General features: G+C 70.7%; 18 protein-coding genes. 10 read left to right on the top strand and 8 right to left on the bottom strand.

Features of this window, described 5'->3' with window-relative positions; all coding sequences use genetic code 11:
- Positions 1-367 precede the first annotated feature (367 nt).
- Together ACWD04_RS02910 and ACWD04_RS02905 are read left to right on the top strand one after the other, a co-directional pair.
- Positions 368-1,444, top strand: coding sequence for a DUF2690 domain-containing protein (locus tag ACWD04_RS02910; protein ID WP_451127388.1), 1,077 nt, complete (start codon positions 368-370; stop codon positions 1,442-1,444).
- Between the two features lie 175 nt (positions 1,445-1,619).
- Positions 1,620-2,609 (top strand): malate dehydrogenase, encoded by a 990-nt coding sequence (locus ACWD04_RS02905; RefSeq protein WP_451127386.1) that lies wholly within the window; start codon positions 1,620-1,622, stop codon positions 2,607-2,609.
- Between the two features lie 87 nt (positions 2,610-2,696).
- Here the strand turns inward: ACWD04_RS02905 and ACWD04_RS02900 are convergent, their stop codons facing one another.
- Both ACWD04_RS02900 and ACWD04_RS02895 read right to left on the bottom strand, forming a co-directional pair.
- Positions 2,697-3,434 carry an isocitrate lyase/PEP mutase family protein gene (locus ACWD04_RS02900; protein WP_451127384.1) on the bottom strand — a complete coding sequence of 246 codons (738 nt, stop codon included), beginning with the start codon at positions 3,432-3,434 and terminating at the stop codon, positions 2,697-2,699.
- Between the two features lie 92 nt (positions 3,435-3,526).
- Entirely contained in the window at positions 3,527-4,039 is a 513-nt protein-coding gene (locus tag ACWD04_RS02895) for a carboxymuconolactone decarboxylase family protein (protein WP_451127382.1), read from the bottom strand.
- A 47-nt stretch (positions 4,040-4,086) separates the two neighbouring features.
- On the opposite strand from ACWD04_RS02895, the gene pdxR reads away from it, so the two are divergent.
- The 3 genes from pdxR to ACWD04_RS02880 all read left to right on the top strand — a co-directional run bounded on the left by pdxR (position 4,087) and on the right by ACWD04_RS02880 (position 7,090).
- Positions 4,087-5,487 carry a MocR-like pyridoxine biosynthesis transcription factor PdxR gene (pdxR, locus tag ACWD04_RS02890; RefSeq protein ID WP_451127380.1) on the top strand — a complete coding sequence of 467 codons (1,401 nt, stop codon included), beginning with the start codon at positions 4,087-4,089 and terminating at the stop codon, positions 5,485-5,487.
- A 132-nt stretch (positions 5,488-5,619) separates the two neighbouring features.
- Positions 5,620-5,895 (top strand): hypothetical protein, encoded by a 276-nt coding sequence (locus ACWD04_RS02885; RefSeq protein ID WP_451127378.1) that lies wholly within the window; start codon positions 5,620-5,622, stop codon positions 5,893-5,895.
- Between the two features lie 7 nt (positions 5,896-5,902).
- On the top strand, positions 5,903-7,090 hold the full coding sequence (locus tag ACWD04_RS02880) for a glutathionylspermidine synthase family protein (RefSeq protein WP_451127376.1): 1,188 nt from the start codon (positions 5,903-5,905) through the stop codon (positions 7,088-7,090).
- A gap of 33 nt (positions 7,091-7,123) precedes the next feature.
- Here ACWD04_RS02880 and rocD read toward each other — a convergent pair whose 3' ends face one another.
- Positions 7,124-8,329 (bottom strand): ornithine--oxo-acid transaminase, encoded by a 1,206-nt coding sequence (rocD, locus tag ACWD04_RS02875; protein ID WP_451127374.1) that lies wholly within the window; start codon positions 8,327-8,329, stop codon positions 7,124-7,126.
- A gap of 191 nt (positions 8,330-8,520) precedes the next feature.
- Here rocD and trpS point away from each other — a divergent pair, with 191 nt between their 5' ends.
- Positions 8,521-9,534, top strand: a complete 1,014-nt coding sequence (gene trpS / locus ACWD04_RS02870) for a tryptophan--tRNA ligase (RefSeq protein ID WP_451127372.1) — start codon at positions 8,521-8,523, stop codon at positions 9,532-9,534.
- A gap of 90 nt (positions 9,535-9,624) precedes the next feature.
- Positions 9,625-10,215, top strand: coding sequence for a 2'-5' RNA ligase family protein (locus ACWD04_RS02865; RefSeq protein WP_451127370.1), 591 nt, complete (start codon positions 9,625-9,627; stop codon positions 10,213-10,215).
- 31 nt (positions 10,216-10,246) lie between these two features.
- Here ACWD04_RS02865 and ACWD04_RS02860 read toward each other — a convergent pair whose 3' ends face one another.
- Positions 10,247-11,005: a decaprenylphospho-beta-D-erythro-pentofuranosid-2-ulose 2-reductase gene (locus ACWD04_RS02860; RefSeq protein WP_451127368.1), complete on the bottom strand. Its 759-nt coding sequence runs from the start codon at positions 11,003-11,005 to the stop codon at positions 10,247-10,249.
- A 162-nt stretch (positions 11,006-11,167) separates the two neighbouring features.
- Here ACWD04_RS02860 and ACWD04_RS02855 point away from each other — a divergent pair, with 162 nt between their 5' ends.
- Positions 11,168-12,145 (top strand): YihY/virulence factor BrkB family protein, encoded by a 978-nt coding sequence (locus ACWD04_RS02855; RefSeq protein WP_451127366.1) that lies wholly within the window; start codon positions 11,168-11,170, stop codon positions 12,143-12,145.
- On the opposite strand, the gene ACWD04_RS02850 is transcribed toward ACWD04_RS02855, so the two are convergent.
- Positions 12,093-13,340, bottom strand: a complete 1,248-nt coding sequence (locus tag ACWD04_RS02850; protein WP_451127364.1) for a D-alanyl-D-alanine carboxypeptidase family protein — start codon at positions 13,338-13,340, stop codon at positions 12,093-12,095. The two genes, ACWD04_RS02855 and ACWD04_RS02850, sit on opposite strands and share 53 nt — an antisense overlap.
- Before the next feature lie 121 nt (positions 13,341-13,461).
- Between ACWD04_RS02850 and ACWD04_RS02845 the strand changes: the two genes are divergently transcribed.
- Together ACWD04_RS02845 and ACWD04_RS02840 are read left to right on the top strand one after the other, a co-directional pair.
- Positions 13,462-13,707: an SCO4848 family membrane protein gene (locus ACWD04_RS02845; RefSeq protein WP_261988630.1), complete on the top strand. Its 246-nt coding sequence runs from the start codon at positions 13,462-13,464 to the stop codon at positions 13,705-13,707.
- A gap of 54 nt (positions 13,708-13,761) precedes the next feature.
- The gene (locus ACWD04_RS02840) at positions 13,762-15,165 is read left to right on the top strand and encodes a metallophosphoesterase (RefSeq protein ID WP_451127361.1); all 1,404 of its coding nucleotides are present in this window, start codon (positions 13,762-13,764) and stop codon (positions 15,163-15,165) included.
- Between the two features lie 73 nt (positions 15,166-15,238).
- Here ACWD04_RS02840 and ACWD04_RS02835 read toward each other — a convergent pair whose 3' ends face one another.
- The 3 genes from ACWD04_RS02835 to ACWD04_RS02825 all read right to left on the bottom strand — a co-directional run bounded on the left by ACWD04_RS02835 (position 15,239) and on the right by ACWD04_RS02825 (position 17,010).
- Entirely contained in the window at positions 15,239-15,958 is a 720-nt protein-coding gene (locus ACWD04_RS02835) for a TetR family transcriptional regulator (protein WP_451127359.1), read from the bottom strand.
- A 76-nt stretch (positions 15,959-16,034) separates the two neighbouring features.
- Positions 16,035-16,253, bottom strand: coding sequence for a hypothetical protein (locus tag ACWD04_RS02830; protein ID WP_451127357.1), 219 nt, complete (start codon positions 16,251-16,253; stop codon positions 16,035-16,037).
- Positions 16,254-16,419: 166 nt separating this feature from the next.
- Complete coding sequence (locus tag ACWD04_RS02825; protein ID WP_451127355.1) at positions 16,420-17,010, bottom strand: hypothetical protein; 591 nt, start codon at positions 17,008-17,010, stop codon at positions 16,420-16,422.
- Positions 17,011-17,078 lie beyond the last annotated feature (68 nt).

The raw sequence follows: 17,078 nt of genomic DNA, 5'->3' as shown, positions 1-17,078 counted from the left end.
CGGTGCGAGAAGCGCCGGAACGCGGTGACTTGAGCGGCCTTGCCCTGTCCTGGGAACAAGCGTCCTGGACATGAGGTGTCGGGTTCAAGGGATGCCTGGTGCCTGTGGCACGGAGGTGACCATTCCGCCATCGTGTGGTCGATGCGCGACGGTGGGAGTCCGGCTCGGTACGCGCTACGGCGCACAACGGAGCGCCCGCTCATACCGGATGCACCCGTGCGCCCCTTTGTCCGGAACTGGCATCCTGGGTCCGTCCATCCTTCTGGGTGGCCCGGAGCACGGGCCGACCGCTGCGACGGGCAGGGGACGGACCCGGCGCCGAGGGACGGGGCGCTGGAACATCCGGGGGAATCGACTGGGGGACGCAATGCCTCGTTGGAAGGCGCTACCGGAAGAACTCGACCCGCAGTTACGGGAGTTCGCGGGCCTGCTGCGCAAGCTGGTGGACCGCAGCGGGCTGAGCCTGGCCGCGGTCGCCGACCGCACGGGCTACAGCAAGACGTCGTGGGAGCGTTATCTCAACGGCAGACTGCTCGCGCCCAGGGGGGCGATCGTCGCGCTCGCCGAGGCGACGGGCGCTCAGCAGCACCATCTGACGGCCATGTGGGAACTGGCCGAGCGGGCCTGGAGCCGTTCCGAGAGGCGCCATGACATGACGATGGAGGCCATCAGGATCTCCCAGGCACGTGCGGCCCTCGGTGAGGCGGGTGTGGCCGCGGCTCCCGTGGCGAGCAGGCGCGCGGGGCACCCGGGCGGGGGCGGTGCGGGGGCCTCCACCGCTGCGGGGCCCGGAGGCGAAGGGCGCGACATCGGCCGTCCGCTGTCCGCGCCCGCCCAGCGGGGCCCGGTTGCGCGTATGCAGCAGCAGCCGCGGCCGGGGGCCGCACCGGACTCCGGCGGAGGAGACGGACACCGTACGGGTTGCGGCGGTCCCGGAGGGCGTCCCGGCGGCGGCCACCGCAGGACGACGCTGTTCCTCGCGGGCTTCGTGGGCGCGCTCCTGCTGACCGCCGGGGCCGTGCTGCTCACCGATCTGGGCGGGGACGGCGACGCCGCTGCCACGGCGGCACAGTCCGCCGGCCCCGGCACCGTTGCGCCCCGGTTGCCCGCCGGCGTCGGGTGCAGCGGCGCGGACTGCACCGGAGAGGACCCGGAAGCCATGGGCTGCGGCGGCCGGTTCGCCGGCACGGTCGCCAGGGCAACCGTCGGCGGCGGTCTCGTCGAGGTCCGTTACAGCGAGACCTGCGGAGCCGCGTGGGCCCGTATCACCCAGGCGTCCCGGGGGGACACCGTGCGGATCACCGTCGGCTCGTCGGAGCAGGACGGCACGGTGGAAGCCGACGCCGACGCGTACACCCCGATGGTCGCCGTGCAGAAGGCCTCCGACGCCAAGGCCTGCGCGACCCTCGTCTCCGGGGTGACCGGGTGCACCACGCCGGAGTGACGTGGGCGGCCGCTGCGCTGCGTAATCGACTGTGTGCGGTCCCACAGGGGGGCGGGCGGCCCGGGCGGCGAGGGTCGGATAGCCTGACCGCTGGATATCTCTTCACGTCAAGATTCAGAGATGTCCAGCACCAGGGGCAGGGACCCCCACCGCCAGCTGTCTAACGGAGATCGCCATGACCCGCACTCCCGTGAATGTCACCGTGACCGGCGCAGCCGGCCAGATCGGCTACGCGCTGCTCTTCCGCATCGCCTCCGGCCACCTGCTCGGCCCGGATGTGCCGGTCAACCTGCGACTCCTCGAGATCCCGCAGGGCCTGAAGGCCGCCGAGGGCACCGCCATGGAGCTCGACGACTGCGCCTTCCCGCTGCTGCGCGGCATCGAGATCACGGACGACGCCAACGTCGGCTTCGCCGGCGCCAACGTCGCCCTCCTGGTCGGCGCCCGCCCGCGCACGAAGGGCATGGAGCGCGGCGACCTGCTGGCCGCCAACGGCGGCATCTTCAAGCCGCAGGGCAAGGCCATCAACGACAACGCCGCGGACGACATCAAGGTCCTCGTCGTCGGCAACCCGGCCAACACCAACGCCCTCATCGCACAGGCCGCCGCCCCCGACGTACCGGCCGAGCGCTTCACCGCGATGACCCGTCTGGACCACAACCGCGCGATCTCGCAGCTGGCCGCCAAGACCGGTGCCGCCGTCTCCGACATCAAGCGGCTGACGATCTGGGGCAACCACTCGGCGACGCAGTACCCGGACATCTTCCACGCGGAGATCGCCGGCAAGAACGCCGCCGAGGTCGTCAACGACGAGGCCTGGCTGGCCGACACCTTCATCCCGACCGTCGCCAAGCGCGGCGCCGCGATCATCGAGGCCCGTGGCGCGTCCTCGGCCGCTTCGGCCGCCAACGCCGCCATCGACCACGTGCACACCTGGGTCAACGGCACCGCCGCGGGCGACTGGACCTCGATGGGTATCCCGTCGGACGGCTCCTACGGCGTCCCCGAGGGCATCATCTCCTCCTTCCCGGTCACCACGAAGGACGGAAAGTACGAGATCGTCCAGGGCCTGGACATCAACGAGTTCTCCCGTGCGCGCATCGACGCGTCGGTGCAGGAGCTCTCCGAGGAGCGCGACGCGGTCCGCGAGCTCGGCCTGATCTGACCGGAGTGCCGGCCACCGGCCGGACCCGGAACCGTATGAGGGCGGCCCCCGCAGCAACTGCTGCAGGGGCCGCCCTCATACGTGTGCTCAGTGGCCGAGCAGCCGGCCGGCGAGGTCGCGCACCGCGTCCACCGCCCTGTGCTGCAGCTGGGGGCCGAAGGTGATCCGTGCCGCGCCCAGCTCGCCGAGCCGGCGGGTGGCGGACGGGCCGTCGGGCGAGCCGACGGCGTTGAGCGGGACCGGGACCGCGGCGGCCAGACGGGGAAGATGGTCCGCCGGGGCCATGATCGGATAGACGCAGTCCGCACCGGCTTCGGCGTAGAGCCGGGCACGGGCGATCGTGTCCGCGACCACGTCCGTGGCGGCCGGGTCCCCGTGGACGTACGTATCGACGCGGGCATTGACGAAGAGGCGCCCGCCTGCCGCGGCGCACACCTCCGCGAGCCGGTCGGCCTGCCGCCGCGGGTCGACGAGGACGCCCTCTTCCGAGTCCTCCAGATTGCAGCCGGCCGCTCCGGCTTCCAGGAGGCGGTCGACGAGCTCGGCGGCGGCCAAGCCGTAACCGGCCTCGATGTCCGCCGACACGGGAACGGACACCGCTCCGGCGATCCGGTTCACCGCCGCGAACATCTCGGCGGCGGGCGTCTGCCCGTCGGCGTAACCGAGGGAGGCGGCGACACCGGCACTCGGTGTGGCCAGAGCGGGGAATCCGACCTCCTCGAACACACGGGCGCTCACGGCGTCCCACGGGCCGGGCAGGACCAGCGGATCGCCCGGAGGGCGGTCGTGGTGCAGGGCTCGGAAGACGGACGCGGGCTCGTTCATCAATGCTCCGGGGCGGAAAGTGACGGAGGGGCGCGGGGCGGCTGGTTCGGCAGGCGACGGAGCGGGGGACCCCGTCGCCTGCGCTCAGCGGCTCAGTGCTTGACGTCGCCGGGCGTGTAGTGCCCCGGGGTCAGCCGGAAGGTCACACCGAACCGGTTCCAGGCGTTGATCACCGTGATGGCGGAGACCAGCTGGACGAGCTCGCCCTCCTCGAAGTGCTTGGCGGCCTCCGCGTAGACCTCGTCCGGCACGAAACCGTCGGTCAGGACCGTCACCGCCTCCGTCAGCCGGATCGCCGCCAGCTCCTTCTCCGTGTAGAAGTGCTGCGACTCCTCCCAGGCGCTGAGCTGGACGATCCGCTCGACGGACTCGCCGGCCGCCAAGGCGTCCTTCGAGTGCATGTCCAGGCAGAAGGCGCAGTGGTTGAGCTGCGAGGTGCGGATCTTCACCAGTTCGAGCAGCGTCGGGTCGAGCCCCTTACGGGCTGCGACATCGAGCCGGACCATGGCCTTGTAGACGTCGGGGGCGAGTTGTGCCCATTGCAGACGGGCGGGGTGCTCAGGCGCGTTGTCAGTGGGTGCGGGGTGATGCGTGTGCGTGGTCATGGGTTCGAAGCTACCGGCCGGATGGCACACCGGTATGGTCCATTTCCATGACAGATTCCTGGGCCGCTTTCGGTGCCGACCTGCACATCGAACCGGTCGGCACGGGCCTGCGCAGCGGGCTGATGAACGCCCTGCGGGAGGCCGTACGCACCGGTCGACTGGCACCCGGTACCCGTCTGCCCTCGTCCCGGGCCCTCGCCGTGGACCTCGGGATCGCCCGTAACACCGTCGCCGACGCGTACGCCGAGCTTGTGGCCGAGGGCTGGCTCACCGCCCGGCAGGGATCGGGGACCACGGTCGCGCCGCGGGCCACCGTGCCGGTACCGGTAGCCCGGGGGGCGAGGGGCCGGCAGGTGCGCCGCCGGCCCACCCACAATCTGCTGCCCGGGTCGCCGGACCTCTCGTCCTTCCCGCGGGCCGAATGGCTCAAGGCCGCCAGGCGTGCCCTCACCGCCGCTCCCGACGCGGCCTTCGGCTACGACGATCCGCGCGGCCGCATCGAGCTGCGGACGGTGCTGGCGCAATACCTGGCACGGGCACGCGGGGTGTACACCGACCCGGAACGCATCGTGATCTGCTCCGGCTTCGTCCACGGGCTCACGCTGATGGGGAAGGTGCTACGGCGCCACAAGGTGCCGGGGGCTGCCGTCGAGTCGCACGGGCTGGACATCCACTGGAATCTCCTGGCCGAGGCGGGCTTGCGCACCCCGTGCCTCCCGGTGGACGGGCTCGGGGCCCGGACCGGGGAGCTGGGCGGGACACCGGGCGTGGGCGCGGTGCTGCTGACGCCCGCCCACCAGTTCCCGACGGGCGTCCCGCTCCATCCCGACCGGAGGGCCGCGGCGGTCGACTGGGCGCGGTCCTCGGGCGGGCTGATCCTGGAGGACGACTACGACGGCGAATTCCGCTACGACCGCCAGCCGGTGGGGGCGCTCCAGGGGCTCGATCCGGAACGGGTCGTCTACATGGGCACGGCCAGCAAGTCGCTGGCGCCCGGGCTGCGGCTGGCCTGGATGGTGCTGCCGGAAGGCCTGGTGGAGGAGGTGTGCGAGGCGAAGGGCGGCTTCGGCTGGATGTCCGGGGCACCGGACCAGCTGACCCTCGCGGAGTTCATCGCGTCAGGGGCGTACGACCGGCACGTGCGGGCCATGCGGCTGCGCTACCGGCGCCGCCGCGACCAGCTGGTCGAGGTGCTCGCCGAGCGCGCGCCGGACTTCCGGGTGAGCGGCATCGCGGCGGGCCTGCACGCCGTGCTCGAACTCCCCGAGGGGACCGAGCAGTCGGTCGTCCAGGCGGCCACCTGGCAAGGCCTCGCGCTGGAGCGGCTCTCGCGCTTCCGGCACCAGGACGCGGAGCCTGGCCGCGACGGGCTCGTCATCGGCTACGGCACACCGTCGGAGAGCGGCTGGGCGGGGGCGCTGGACGCGCTCTGCCGGGTGCTCCCGTAACCGGGGATGCCGGGAGGTGCGGAAGGAGCGGGAGGTACCGGGTTTCAGCCGAGGGTGCCGTGCATCTAATCTGGCTGGCAGTTGGCGGGTGGGTGGACACCGGCCCGTGGGTACGACGGGGGAGAACAGAACATGGTCAGGCGCAAGCTGAGGTCGAGCACCGTGCTGCTCGGCGGCATGGGAGTACTCGCGGCAACGCTCACCGCGTGCAGTTCGGAGCCGGACGAGCGGTGCGTCGATCCGGTGACCCAGGAAATCCTTCCGAGCTACGAGTGCGAGGACAGCAGCGGCGACGGGACCTACTACTACGGCGGCAGCAGCCACAACAACCGGGTCTCCGGCGGCAGTTTCAACAAGTCGGCGGTCGAGCGCGACGGATTCGGCTCCTCCAGCTCCAGCGGCGGCTGAGACCTCCATGGAACGCCGCACCACGGAACCGCGTCCCGGCTGGCAGGAGACCGTGGAGGGTCAGGGGCTGATCTACCCCCTGACCCGCTACCCGGACGGCTCCCTGCGCCCGTACTGGGACGAGAGCGCCTACTACGTCTTCTCGCTGCCCGAGGTCGAGGCGCTGGAAGAGGTCGTGGAGGAGCTCCACACGATGTGCCTGGCCGCCGCCGCCCACATCGTCGAGCACGACCGCTTCGCCGACCTCGGCATCACCGACCCCCGGCTGGCGGGCCTGATAGCCGAGTCCTGGCGTCGCCGCGCCGAACTGCCCTCCCTGTACGGCAGGTTCGACCTGCGGTACGACGGGACCGGTCCGGCCAAGATGCTGGAGTACAACGCGGACACCCCCACCTCGCTGGTGGAGGCGGCCAGTCCCCAGTGGTTCTGGATGGAGGAGCGCTTCCCCGGGGCCGACCAGTGGAACTCCCTGCACGAGCGCCTCGTCGACGCGTGGAAGCGGCAGGCCCCACTGCTGCCGCCGGGGCCCCTGCACTTCGCCCACTCCGACGGCGACGAGCTGGGCGAGGACCTGATGACGGTGGCGTATCTGCGGGAGACCGCCCAGCAGGCCGGCATCGACACCGAGGCGCTCTCCGTCGAACGGATCGGCTGGGACCGACTGTCCGGCCGCTTCGTCGACGAGCGGCTCCGCTTCATCCGCAGCTGCTTCAAGCTCTACCCGTGGGAATGGCTGACGTCGGACCGCTTCGGCCCGCATGTGCTGGACACCCTCGACAACGGCGGAGGCACGGGCAGCACCTGCTGGATCGAACCCGCCTGGAAGATGCTCCTCTCCAACAAGGCGCTGCTGGCCATCCTCTGGGAGCTGTATCCGGGCCACCCCAATCTCCTCCCCGCCTATCTCGACGGCCCCCGCGAACTGGCCGGGGCCGGCGGAGCGGGTTACGTCGCCAAGCCGCTGCTCGGCCGTGAGGGTGCCGGGGTCACCGTCCACGAACCGGGCAGCGCACCGGTGCGGCGCGACGAGCCCTGCTGCTACCAGGAGCTGGCACCCCTGCCCGACTTCGCGGGCAACCGTGTGGTGCTCGGCGCCTGGGTGGTCGAGGACGAGTCCGCCGGGCTCGGCATCCGGGAGTCGGCGGGGCTGATCACGGACGAGTACGCCCGCTTCCTGCCCCACGTCATCCTGTGAGCCGATGGCCGGCGCCTCCCGCTGCCCCGGGTTTCAGCCGGCCAGTACGCCGCGGAGCTGGTCCAGGCCCCAGTCCAGGTCCTCCCTGCTGATCACCAGAGGCGGGGCGATCCGGATCGTCGAGCCATGGGTGTCCTTGACCAGCACCCCGCGGTCCATCAGCTTCTCCGAGATCTCCCGGCCCGTGCCGAGGACCGGGGAGACGTCGACCCCGGCCCACAGGCCCCGTCCCCGCACGGCCTGCACCGCGCCGCCGCCCGTCAGCAGCCCCAGCTCGCGATGGAGATGGCCGCCCAGCTCCGCGGCGCGCTGCTGGAACTCACCGGTGCGCAGCATCGCGACCACCTCCAGGGCGACCGCACAGGCCAGCGGGTTCCCGCCGAACGTGGAGCCGTGCTCGCCCGGCCTGTGGACACCGAGGACCGCGGCGGAGGACACGACGGCCGAGACGGGCACGACGCCACCGCCCAGCGCCTTGCCCAGCACATACATGTCGGGCACGACGCCCTCGTGCTCACACGCGAAGGTCCGGCCCGTCCGGCCCAGACCCGACTGGATCTCGTCCGCGATGAACAGCACATTCCGCTCCCGGGTCATCTCCCGCACCCCGGCGAGATAGCCCGGCGGCGGGACCAGCACCCCTGCCTCGCCCTGGATGGGCTCCATCAGCACCGCGACGGTGTTCTCGGTCATCGCTTCGGCGAGCGCGGTGAGATCCCCGTACGGCACGATCTCGAACCCCGGCGTGTACGGACCGAAATCGGCCCGCGCCTCATGATCCGTGGAGAAGCTGACGATCGTCGTCGTCCTGCCGTGGAAATTGTCGGCGGCGACAATGATCTTCGCCATGCCGTCGGGGACGCCCTTGACGCGATAGCCCCACTTGCGGGCCGTCTTCACCGCCGTCTCCACGGCCTCCGCCCCGGTGTTCATGGGGAGGACCATCTCCATGCCGCAGAGCTCGGCGAGCTGCGCACAGAACTCGGCGAACCGGTCGTGGTGGAAGGCGCGCGAGGTCAGCGTCACGCGTTCGAGCTGAGCCCTGGCCGCGTCGATCAAACGGCGGTTGCCGTGTCCGAAGTTGAGCGCGGAGTAACCGGCGAGCATGTCGAGGTAACGGCGCCCCTCGACATCGGTCATCCAGGCGCCGTCCGCCGAAGCGATGACGACCGGCAACGGGTGGTAGTTGTGCGCGCTGTGCGCCTCGGCGGAGGCGATGGCGGTTTCCGTGATCGACACGGGGTCTCCGTTCGTCGTGCGGCATGGGCGGGGGTGGTGCCCTCTGTCTATCGTCGGTCGGATCCGGAAAAGGGAAACCTCCCCCGCGCGGCGAGCCTGACGCCGGGCAGCACCGCTGCCCCCTCCCGCGTCCTCACATCTTTCCTCCACCGGTTGCCGGAGATCGGTTCGACACCTGAGACAATGAGTGCATGGCCTCTGATCGACCCCGCGTGCTCTCCGGAATCCAGCCCACTGCAGGCTCGTTCCACCTCGGCAACTATCTCGGTGCGGTCCGCCAGTGGGTGGCGCTGCAGGAGTCCCACGACGCCTTCTACATGGTGGTGGACCTGCATGCGATCACCGTGCCGCAGGACCCGAGGGAACTCCGGGCCAACACCCGGCTGGCAGCCGCCCAGTTGCTGGCGGCCGGGCTCGACCCGGAGCGGTGCACGCTCTTCGTCCAGAGCCATGTCCCCGAGCACGCCCAGCTCGGCTGGATCATGAACTGCCTCACCGGCTTCGGCGAGGCGTCCCGCATGACGCAGTTCAAGGACAAGTCCGCGAGGCAGGGGGCCGACCGGGCGACCGTGGGGCTCTTCACCTACCCGGTCCTCCAGGTCGCCGACATCCTGCTGTACCAGGCCGACCAGGTTCCGGTCGGTGAGGACCAGCGTCAGCACATCGAGCTCACCCGGGACCTCGCCGAGCGTTTCAACGGCCGTTTCGGCCGGACGTTCACCATCCCGGCGCCTTACATCCTCAAGGAGACGGCGAAGATCTTCGACCTTCAGGAGCCGACGATCAAGATGAGCAAGTCGGCGTCGACGCCGAAGGGCCTCATCAACCTCCTCGAGGAGCCGAAGATCACCGCCAAGAAGGTCAAGAGCGCGGTGACCGACACGGACACCGTGATCCGCTACGACGCGGAGAAGAAGCCCGGCGTCAGTAACCTGCTGAGCATCTATTCCACCCTCACCGGTACCGCAGTCCCGGATCTTGAGCAGAGGTTCGAGGGCAAGGGCTACGGCGCACTCAAGACCGAGCTCGCCGAGGTCATGGTGGAGTTCGTCACCCCCTTCCGGGCCCGGACGCAGGAGTATCTGGACGATCCGGAGACCCTGGATGCCCTGCTGGCCAAGGGGGCGGAGAAGGCCAGGACCGTCGCGGCCGAGACGCTCGCACAGACGTACGATCGAATGGGCCTTCTGCCGGCGAAGCACTGAGTCCGAGGACCCTGGCGAGATCACGGCCGGAAGGGCCACACTGGCGTCGGTAGGACCGACGAGCGACCTTCGAGGATTGAGGAGAACGATGTGGGGACCGTAACGCTTGGCGTTTCGATCGCGGTCCCGGAGCCGTACGGCAGCCTGCTCCAGGAGCGGCGCGCGAGCTTCGGGGACCCTGCCGCGTACGGCATCCCCACCCACGTCACCCTTCTTCCGCCGACCGAGGCCGAGGCGGCCGACCTGCCCGCGATCGAGGCCCACCTCTCCCAGATCGCCACGGCCGGCCGGCCCTTCCCCATGCGGCTGTCGGGCACGGGCACCTTCCGCCCGCTCTCGCCGGTCGTGTTCGTCCAGGTCGTCGAGGGGGCCTCGGCCTGCTCCTGGCTCCAGAAGCGGGTCCGGGAGGCCTCCGGGCCGCTGGTGCGCGAGCTGCAGTTCCCGTACCACCCGCATGTGACCGTGGCGCACGGCATCGCGGAGGAGGCCATGGACCGCGCGTACGAGGAGCTCTCGTCGTACGAGGCGGCCTGGACCTGCGGTTCCTTCGCGCTGTACGAACAAGGCGCGGACGGCGTCTGGCGCAAGATCAACGAGTTCCCGTTCGGGGCCGGCGGCGGCGCGCCCGTCGTACCGGCTCAGGGCGGCAGCTCCATGGGCCAGCCGTCCCTGCGCCCCTGAACCCGACGCCGGCCTGACCGGACGCGGGGCGTCACCGCACCGGCAGCCGTCGGAAGAGCGGACGCGGCACATGCCGCAGGGCCGACATCACCACCCGCAGCACCCCGGGCACCCACACGGTCTCCGAGCGCCGCCGCAGCCCCGCCACGATCGCCTCCGCGACCGCCCCCGGGGTGGTGGCGAGCCGCTCCTCGTCGCGCCCTGCCGTCATACGCGACCGTACGAAGCCGGGGCGTACGACCATGACGTGCACGCCGGTCCCCTGCAGCGCGTCGCCGAGCCCCTGCGCGAAGACGTCCAGGCCCGCCTTGCTGGAGCCGTAGATGAAGTCGGCGCGCCGGGCACGTTCGCCGGCCACCGAGGAGAGCACCACCAGCGACCCGTGGCCCTGCGCCTGAAGTGCGCCCGCGCATACCAGGCCGGCGGAAACCGCTCCTGTGTAGTTGGTCTGCGCCACCCGAACCGCGGCGAGCGGCTCCTCCTCGTCACGCGCCTGGTCGCCCAGGACGCCGAAGGCCAGCAGCACCATGTCGATGTCGTCCTCCGCGAAGAGCTTGCCGAGCACCTCCTCGTGCGAGGCGGAGTCGAGAGCGTCGAAGGCGACGGTACGGACATCGGCGCCCCGTTCGCGCAGGCCGGCCGCGGCGCGCTCCAGGGCGGGGGAGGGCCGTCCGGCCAGCACGACGGTCCGGGTGCGGTGGGCGATCAGCCGCCGCGCGGTGGCCAGGCCGATCTCCGAGGTGCCGCCGAGGACGAGCAGGGACTGCGGGGCACCGAAGGCGTCCTTCACGGGGTAACTCCTAGCGGGAATGGCCGACAGACATGATCGTGACCGTATCGCCAGGAAAAACCCTTTTGAGGGATTTGTTACAGCACTCACCGAAATGGGTGATTGGTGGTGTGGGAGGCCCCGGGCGCCGGTTTTCTGCGCCCGGAAGGGTACGCGTACGTCATGGACTGGCTGAAGAAACTTCCCGTCATCGGGCCGCTCGTCGCACGGCTCATGGAGACCCACGCCTGGCGCTCCTACGAGACGCTGGACCGGGTCCACTGGGCCAGGCTCGCCGCGGCGATCACCTTCCTCAGCTTCCTGGCGCTCTTCCCGCTGATCGCGGTCGGCGCGGCGATCGGCGCCGCACTGCTCTCCCCCCAGCAGCTCGACACGATCAAGGACAAGCTCGCCGACCAGGTGCCCGGCATCTCGGACCAGCTCGGCATCGACAACCTCGTGACACACGCGGGCACGGTGGGCGTCGTCGCCGGTGTGCTGCTGCTCTTCACCGGCATCGGCTGGATCGGCTCGATGCGGGACTGTCTGCGCGCCGTGTGGGAGAAGGACGACGTGGACGAGGGGAACCCGGTCGTCCGCAAGCTCAAGGACGCCGGACTGCTGCTCGGCCTCGGCGGAGCGGTGCTCGTGACCCTCGCCGTGTCCACCGTCGCCTCCACGGCCATCGGCTGGACGGTCGACCGCCTGGGCATCCCCGAGAACGGAGCGGGCGGGGTGCTGCTCCAGGTGGCCGCCGTGGCCGTGGCGGTCCTGGCCGACTTCCTGATCCTGCTCTACCTGCTGACCCTGCTGCCCGGGGTGGAGCCGCCGCGCCGGCGGCTGATCGTGGCCGGGCTGGTCGGCGCGGTCGGCTTCGAGCTGCTCAAACTGCTGCTCGGCAGTTATATGAGGGACGTCGCGTCGAAGAGCATGTACGGCGCGTTCGGGGTGCCCATCGCGCTCCTCCTGTGGATCAACTTCAGCGCGAAGCTGCTGCTGGTCTGCGCCGCGTGGACGGCGACGCCGAGCAGGAAGAGCAGGAAGAGCAGGAAGAGCGGGAAGAGCGGGAAGGACGACGGGAGCGCGGCGGACGGGGAGGGTGCGGACGTCAGCGACGGGGGAGGCGACGCACCAGGTCGGGCAGCGGCCAGCGCCGGTTGACCAAAAACACTCCCGCCGCCAGGACCAGCAGCACCCCGCCGACGACGGACAGCGCGGTCCAGAGCCCGGTGGAGCCGACCGGGGTGGCGGTCGCCGCCGCGGCCGCGTGCTTCTTCTCCCCGGTCCTGTCCGCGCCCGCCGCGAGGTCGGAGCCCTTCGCGACCACGGCGGACTTCGGCGGTACCAGCTCGCCGACCGGGGTCACCTTGCCGCTGGCGGAGAATCCCCAGTCGAGCAGGTGGGCGGCCTCCTTGTAGACGGCGTGGCTCTCCTCGGACGAGGGGTTCATGACCGTCACCAGCAGCACCTTCCCGTCGCGTTCGGCGATTCCGGTGAAGGTGCTGCCCGCGTGGGTGGTGTAGCCGTTCTTGACGCCCGCGATGCCCTTGTACGGCTGCACCCCGATGTCCCCGGTGATCAGCCGGTTGGTGTTCTGGATCTCGAAGTTGTCCCGCTTCTTGCCCTTCTTCTGCTCGCCGGGGAACTCCGCCGTCGCTGTCGCGGCGTACTCACGGAAGTCCGCCTTCTGCATCCCGCTCCGGGCGAACAGCGTCAGGTCGTACGCACTGGAGACCTGCTTCGGGGAGTCGTAGCCGTCGGGCGAGACGACCCTCGTGTCCAGGGCCTGGAGCTCCTCGGCGTGACGCTGCATCGCGGCGACCGTCGCGGGCACCCCGCCGTACATCTCGGACAGCACGTGCACCGCGTCGTTGCCGGAGCGCAGGAACACACCGAGCCACAGGTCGTGGACCGTGTAGGAGTGGTCCTCCTTGACGCCCACCAGGCTGCTGCCCTCGCCGACGCCGGCGAGTTCTTCCTCGGTCACCAGGTGGGTCAGGGTCTTCGGCTGCAGGGCGGGCAGCACCGTGTCGGCGAAGAGCATCTTCAGGGTGGAGGCGGGCGGCAGCCGCCAGTGCGCGTTGTGGGACGCGAGCACCTCCCCGTTCTCCGCGTCGGCGACGATCCACGACCGTGCGCTGAGGTCCTTCGGCAGGACCGGGGCGCCTGGCCCCAGGTCGACCTGGGTGCCCACCTCGCCCAGCCGCTCGCCGCCCACGGTCGACATCGGGCCGGTCGGCTTCGGCTGTTTGTCGTCGGCCTTGTCCTTGTCGGCCGCTCCGGCGGGACTGACGGCAACTACGGACAGCAACGCGGCAGAGAGGACCGTCATTACGGTCTTTTTCAAGGCAGGCACGATCGGAAACGTACAGGGTGTTGCTGAGGATGGGGACCCGGATGGGCTGACCCGCCGCGCATACCGCCGGGACAGCCCACCCCGGGCGAACGGACGGGAGCGCGGCGGCGATACTGATGCCATGAAGCTCAGCCGCCCCGTTTCCTGGTTCCTGCTCGTCTTCGGAGCGTGGAGCTGGGTCATCTGGGTCACCTTTGTCAAGAATCTCTGGAAGGACGGCAGCGGGCTCGCGTTCGACGACGCGGGCGACCCGACTGCGTACTTCTGGGTCCATCTCCTGCTCGCCATCACCTCGTTTCTTCTGGGGACGGCTGTAGGGGTCATCGGGTTCCGTGGTGTCAGGGCTTTGCGTCGCGAAGGAAGATGACGCGCCGGGCGCGGGTCGCCGTCCGGGCAGGATCGTTTCAGCGGGGGAGCGTACGTGGTTGTGGTCTTTGTACTCGTGGCGGTCGCGGTTTTCGCGCTGCTGGCAGGCGTGCACCGATATGTGTGGCGCCGGCTGATCGGTGACACGACGGAGAAGGGCAGCCTCGCGCGCCGCGCGGGCACCGTCGCGGCCTTCGTGCTGCCGCTGCTGTCCGTCGGGGCCTTCATGTCCAGCCGTGCCGGTTTTCCCTTCCCGCTGCAGCAGGTGCTGGCCTGGCCGGGCTATCTGTGGCTGGCCGCGCTGCTCTACCTGACGCTGGCTCTGCTGGTGGGAGAGGCCGTACGCCCCCTGCTGCGCCGGCTGCTCGCCCGCCGTGCCCGGGCGGCCGACGCCGGGCAGGTGGACCAGGCCTCGGCGAAGGCCGGCACACGCACGGACCAGCCCTCGGAGAAGACCGACGCACGCGGGGACCGGACGACCCTGACGGCTGATACGGACAAGACCTCCACCTCCGCCTCCCAGCCGGCGGAGCAGGCCACCGCGACGGCCACCGGGCCCGGCTCCGCGACGGGCGGCAGCACCCGTACGGACCTCGCTCCGAGTGCCGAGACCGCCGCCCCGTCCGTAGCCGACCCCTCGCGACGGCTGTTCGTCGCCCGCGCCGTCGGCGGAGCGGCTGCTCTCGCCGGCCTCGGTACCGTCGGCTACGGTACGTACGGGGTGCTGCGCGGCCCCAAGGTCAAGCGGGTCACCGTGCCGCTCGCCGGGCTGCCGCGCTCCGCCCACGGCTTCCGTATCGCCGTGGTCAGCGATATCCACCTCGGTCCCATCCTGGGAAGCGCGCACACCCGCCGCATCGTGGACACGATCAACGCGACCCGGCCCGACCTGGTCGCCGTCGTCGGAGACCTCGTCGACGGGACCGTCGCCGATCTCGGTACCGCGGCAGAGCCGCTCGCCGATCTCGAGGCACGCCACGGCAGCTACTTCGTCACCGGTAACCACGAGTACTTCTCCGGCGCCGCCGAATGGGTCGACCACGTGCGCGAGCTGGGTCTGCACCCGCTGGAGAACGCCCGCGTCGAGATCGCCGGCTTCGACCTCGCCGGAGTCAACGACATCGCGGGCGAGAGCGAGGGCCAAGGGCCCGACTTCGCCCGCGCACTCGGCGACCGGGACCGCAGCCGCGCCTCCGTCCTCCTCGCGCACCAGCCCGTCGTCATCGACGACGCGGTCGAGTACGGCGTCGGTCTCCAGCTCTCCGGCCACACGCACGGGGGCCAGCTCTGGCCCGGGAACATGCTGGCGGAACTCGCCAATCCGACCGTCGCCGGGCTCGAACGCTACGGCGACACCCAGCTGTACGTATCGCGCGGCGCGGGTGCCTGGGGACCACCCGTGCGCGTCGGCGCCCCCTCCGACATCACCGTGGTGGAACTCGCCTCCCCGCAGGCCTGAACCCGCAGGCCTGAACCCGCAGGACTGAACCCGCAGGCCGTGCGACGGCACCGGGATCCGGCGGTGTGGGAAATCAGCCGGCTTCGACGTCCTGAGCGCCGCGCGAGGGCGCCCCGGGCATGAACTCCACCAGCACGTCGTGGATCTGCCGCACGAGCGGTCGCAGCACCCGGAAGCGGGAGAGCGCGATCGCCCGGGCGGCGATGGGCGCGGTGCGCTCGACGAGACGGCGGCTGCGTTCCGTGCCCTCGGACCGGTCGTAGACCCAGAACAGCACCAGGCCCATCTGCATCAGCCACATCAACTGCGGGAGCAATCGGGCCAGTTCGGGGTCGGCCTTGGTCGAGGAGCCCGACAGGCAGCGTTCGTGCACCGAGATGACCGCCTCGCGGGCCGTGGCCGAATCCTGCGAGAAGGGGGAGAGCGGGCTGTCCGGGTCCGCGGCGTTCCTGAAGAACTGCGCGGCGAAGCGGTGGTACTGCCCGGCCACGTCCAGCCAGCTCAGCAGCACTCCCCGGATGCGCACGGCGAGGTCCTTGTCCCCGGCCAGTACGGGCTGCACAGCCACCCCGTGCTCGGCGGCGAGCCGGTCGTAGAAGCCCTGGACCAGGTGCTCCTTCGACGAGAAGTAGTAGTACGCGTTCCCGACGGAGACCCCTGCTTCCTGGGCGATGGCCCGCATCGTCGTCCGGTCGTAGCCGCGCTCCTCGAAGAGCCGGAGCGCGGTCTCCAGGATCAGGGTTCGGGTCTGCTCGCTCTTCGGCGCCTTCGCCGGCTTCTCTTCCTTGGCCACGCTCCCAGGCTAGCCGGGAGCCTCGCCCGCCGGATCCTTGGAGACCATGGCCTCGACGAAGCCCGCACGCAGCCCGTCAGGGGGCGGCCAGCGTCGCGTTCCACCACGCGGCCGCCTCAGGCGTGCGCGGTCGCAGAGCCACCCGGCCCGTGACATCGGCCGACGTCAGCCGCTGTTCCAAGGCGATTGCGGTCGAGCGGCGCCACTCCCGTATCCGTACGGTCGTCGTCACCGGCGGGGCGGGGTCGGAGGTGACCGTGTACCGAGCTCCGGCGCGCAGGTGACGGCCTCTCACCAGCTTCCCACCCGGCACCTTCTCCCCGGCCTCCGGCAGGGCACCCCCAAGTCCGTCCGGGTGGACTCGGCGACGTCCGGCATGAGCGCGGCGCACTTCTCGAATCAGGCGCGGTCCAGGGCCGTGACTGTGACGGTGTGGTGGAAGCGAGCCATGCGGCCCGGTCTCAGGCGCTCAGCGAACGCGCGGTGTTGACCTGGGACATGACCCACTGGAAGGTTTCGGGCCCCGTCGCCGGGATCATCGTCGCGTGGTGCCGTCCACCGCTGGTGACGGTGATCTGCACGAAGCCGGTCGTGCGCTTCTCCTTCATCAGGAGGAAGAGCAGGCCGATGAGGCAGAACAGCGCGAAGACGATCGCCAGCACGATACCCACGGTGGGGATCTTCTCCTCCGTGCGCGACATGTCGGTCGCCGTCCACACCGCGCCCTTGAGCGGCAGGGTGCCGGACGGTGTCACGACGCTGTCGTTCATCACCGTGATGTCACCGAGCGAGAGCATGGGCACTCCACCGCCGCTCTGCTGCGCCGGCAGATTGAAACCGGGCTCCGTCGGCTGCCCGGGACTCGGATAGCCGTAACCGGGGCCGGGCTGCGCCGCGGAATCGGGGAGCGGCTGCGGATAGCCGTACGCCGGAGTGGCGCCCTGAGCCGGGTATCCGTAGCCCTGGCCGTCCGGCATCGTGGGCGAGTGGCCCGGCGGCTGGGGCGGGCCCCACTTGTATGAGTCGTCCGCGTACGGATTCGGATCGCTCATGACGTTCCCCGTTCTCCATCAAGCCATCTGCTCCCGTGCGATGCTGCTCCGGGAGAGGTGAGCCGGTC

It is taken from the genome of Streptomyces sp. NPDC002911, assembly GCF_053591835.1.
The sequence above is the reverse complement of the archived record's forward strand: the minus strand, read 5'-3'. Positions and strand labels throughout refer to the sequence as shown.

Excerpts from the sequence above, each read along its gene's own strand:
- ACWD04_RS02910 (WP_451127388.1), top strand. The coding sequence starts at position 368 with ATGCCTCGTTGGAAGGCGCTACCGGAAGAACTCGACCCGCAGTTACGG.
- ACWD04_RS02905 (WP_451127386.1), top strand. The coding sequence starts at position 1,620 with ATGACCCGCACTCCCGTGAATGTCACCGTGACCGGCGCAGCCGGCCAG.
- ACWD04_RS02900 (WP_451127384.1), bottom strand. The coding sequence starts at position 3,434 with ATGAACGAGCCCGCGTCCGTCTTCCGAGCCCTGCACCACGACCGCCCT.
- ACWD04_RS02895 (WP_451127382.1), bottom strand. The coding sequence starts at position 4,039 with ATGACCACGCACACGCATCACCCCGCACCCACTGACAACGCGCCTGAG.
- pdxR (WP_451127380.1), top strand. The coding sequence starts at position 4,087 with ATGACAGATTCCTGGGCCGCTTTCGGTGCCGACCTGCACATCGAACCG.
- ACWD04_RS02885 (WP_451127378.1), top strand. The coding sequence starts at position 5,620 with ATGGTCAGGCGCAAGCTGAGGTCGAGCACCGTGCTGCTCGGCGGCATG.
- ACWD04_RS02880 (WP_451127376.1), top strand. The coding sequence starts at position 5,903 with ATGGAACGCCGCACCACGGAACCGCGTCCCGGCTGGCAGGAGACCGTG.
- trpS (WP_451127372.1), top strand. The coding sequence starts at position 8,521 with ATGGCCTCTGATCGACCCCGCGTGCTCTCCGGAATCCAGCCCACTGCA.
- ACWD04_RS02855 (WP_451127366.1), top strand. The coding sequence starts at position 11,168 with ATGGACTGGCTGAAGAAACTTCCCGTCATCGGGCCGCTCGTCGCACGG.
- ACWD04_RS02845 (WP_261988630.1), top strand. The coding sequence starts at position 13,462 with ATGAAGCTCAGCCGCCCCGTTTCCTGGTTCCTGCTCGTCTTCGGAGCG.
- ACWD04_RS02825 (WP_451127355.1), bottom strand. The coding sequence starts at position 17,010 with ATGAGCGATCCGAATCCGTACGCGGACGACTCATACAAGTGGGGCCCG.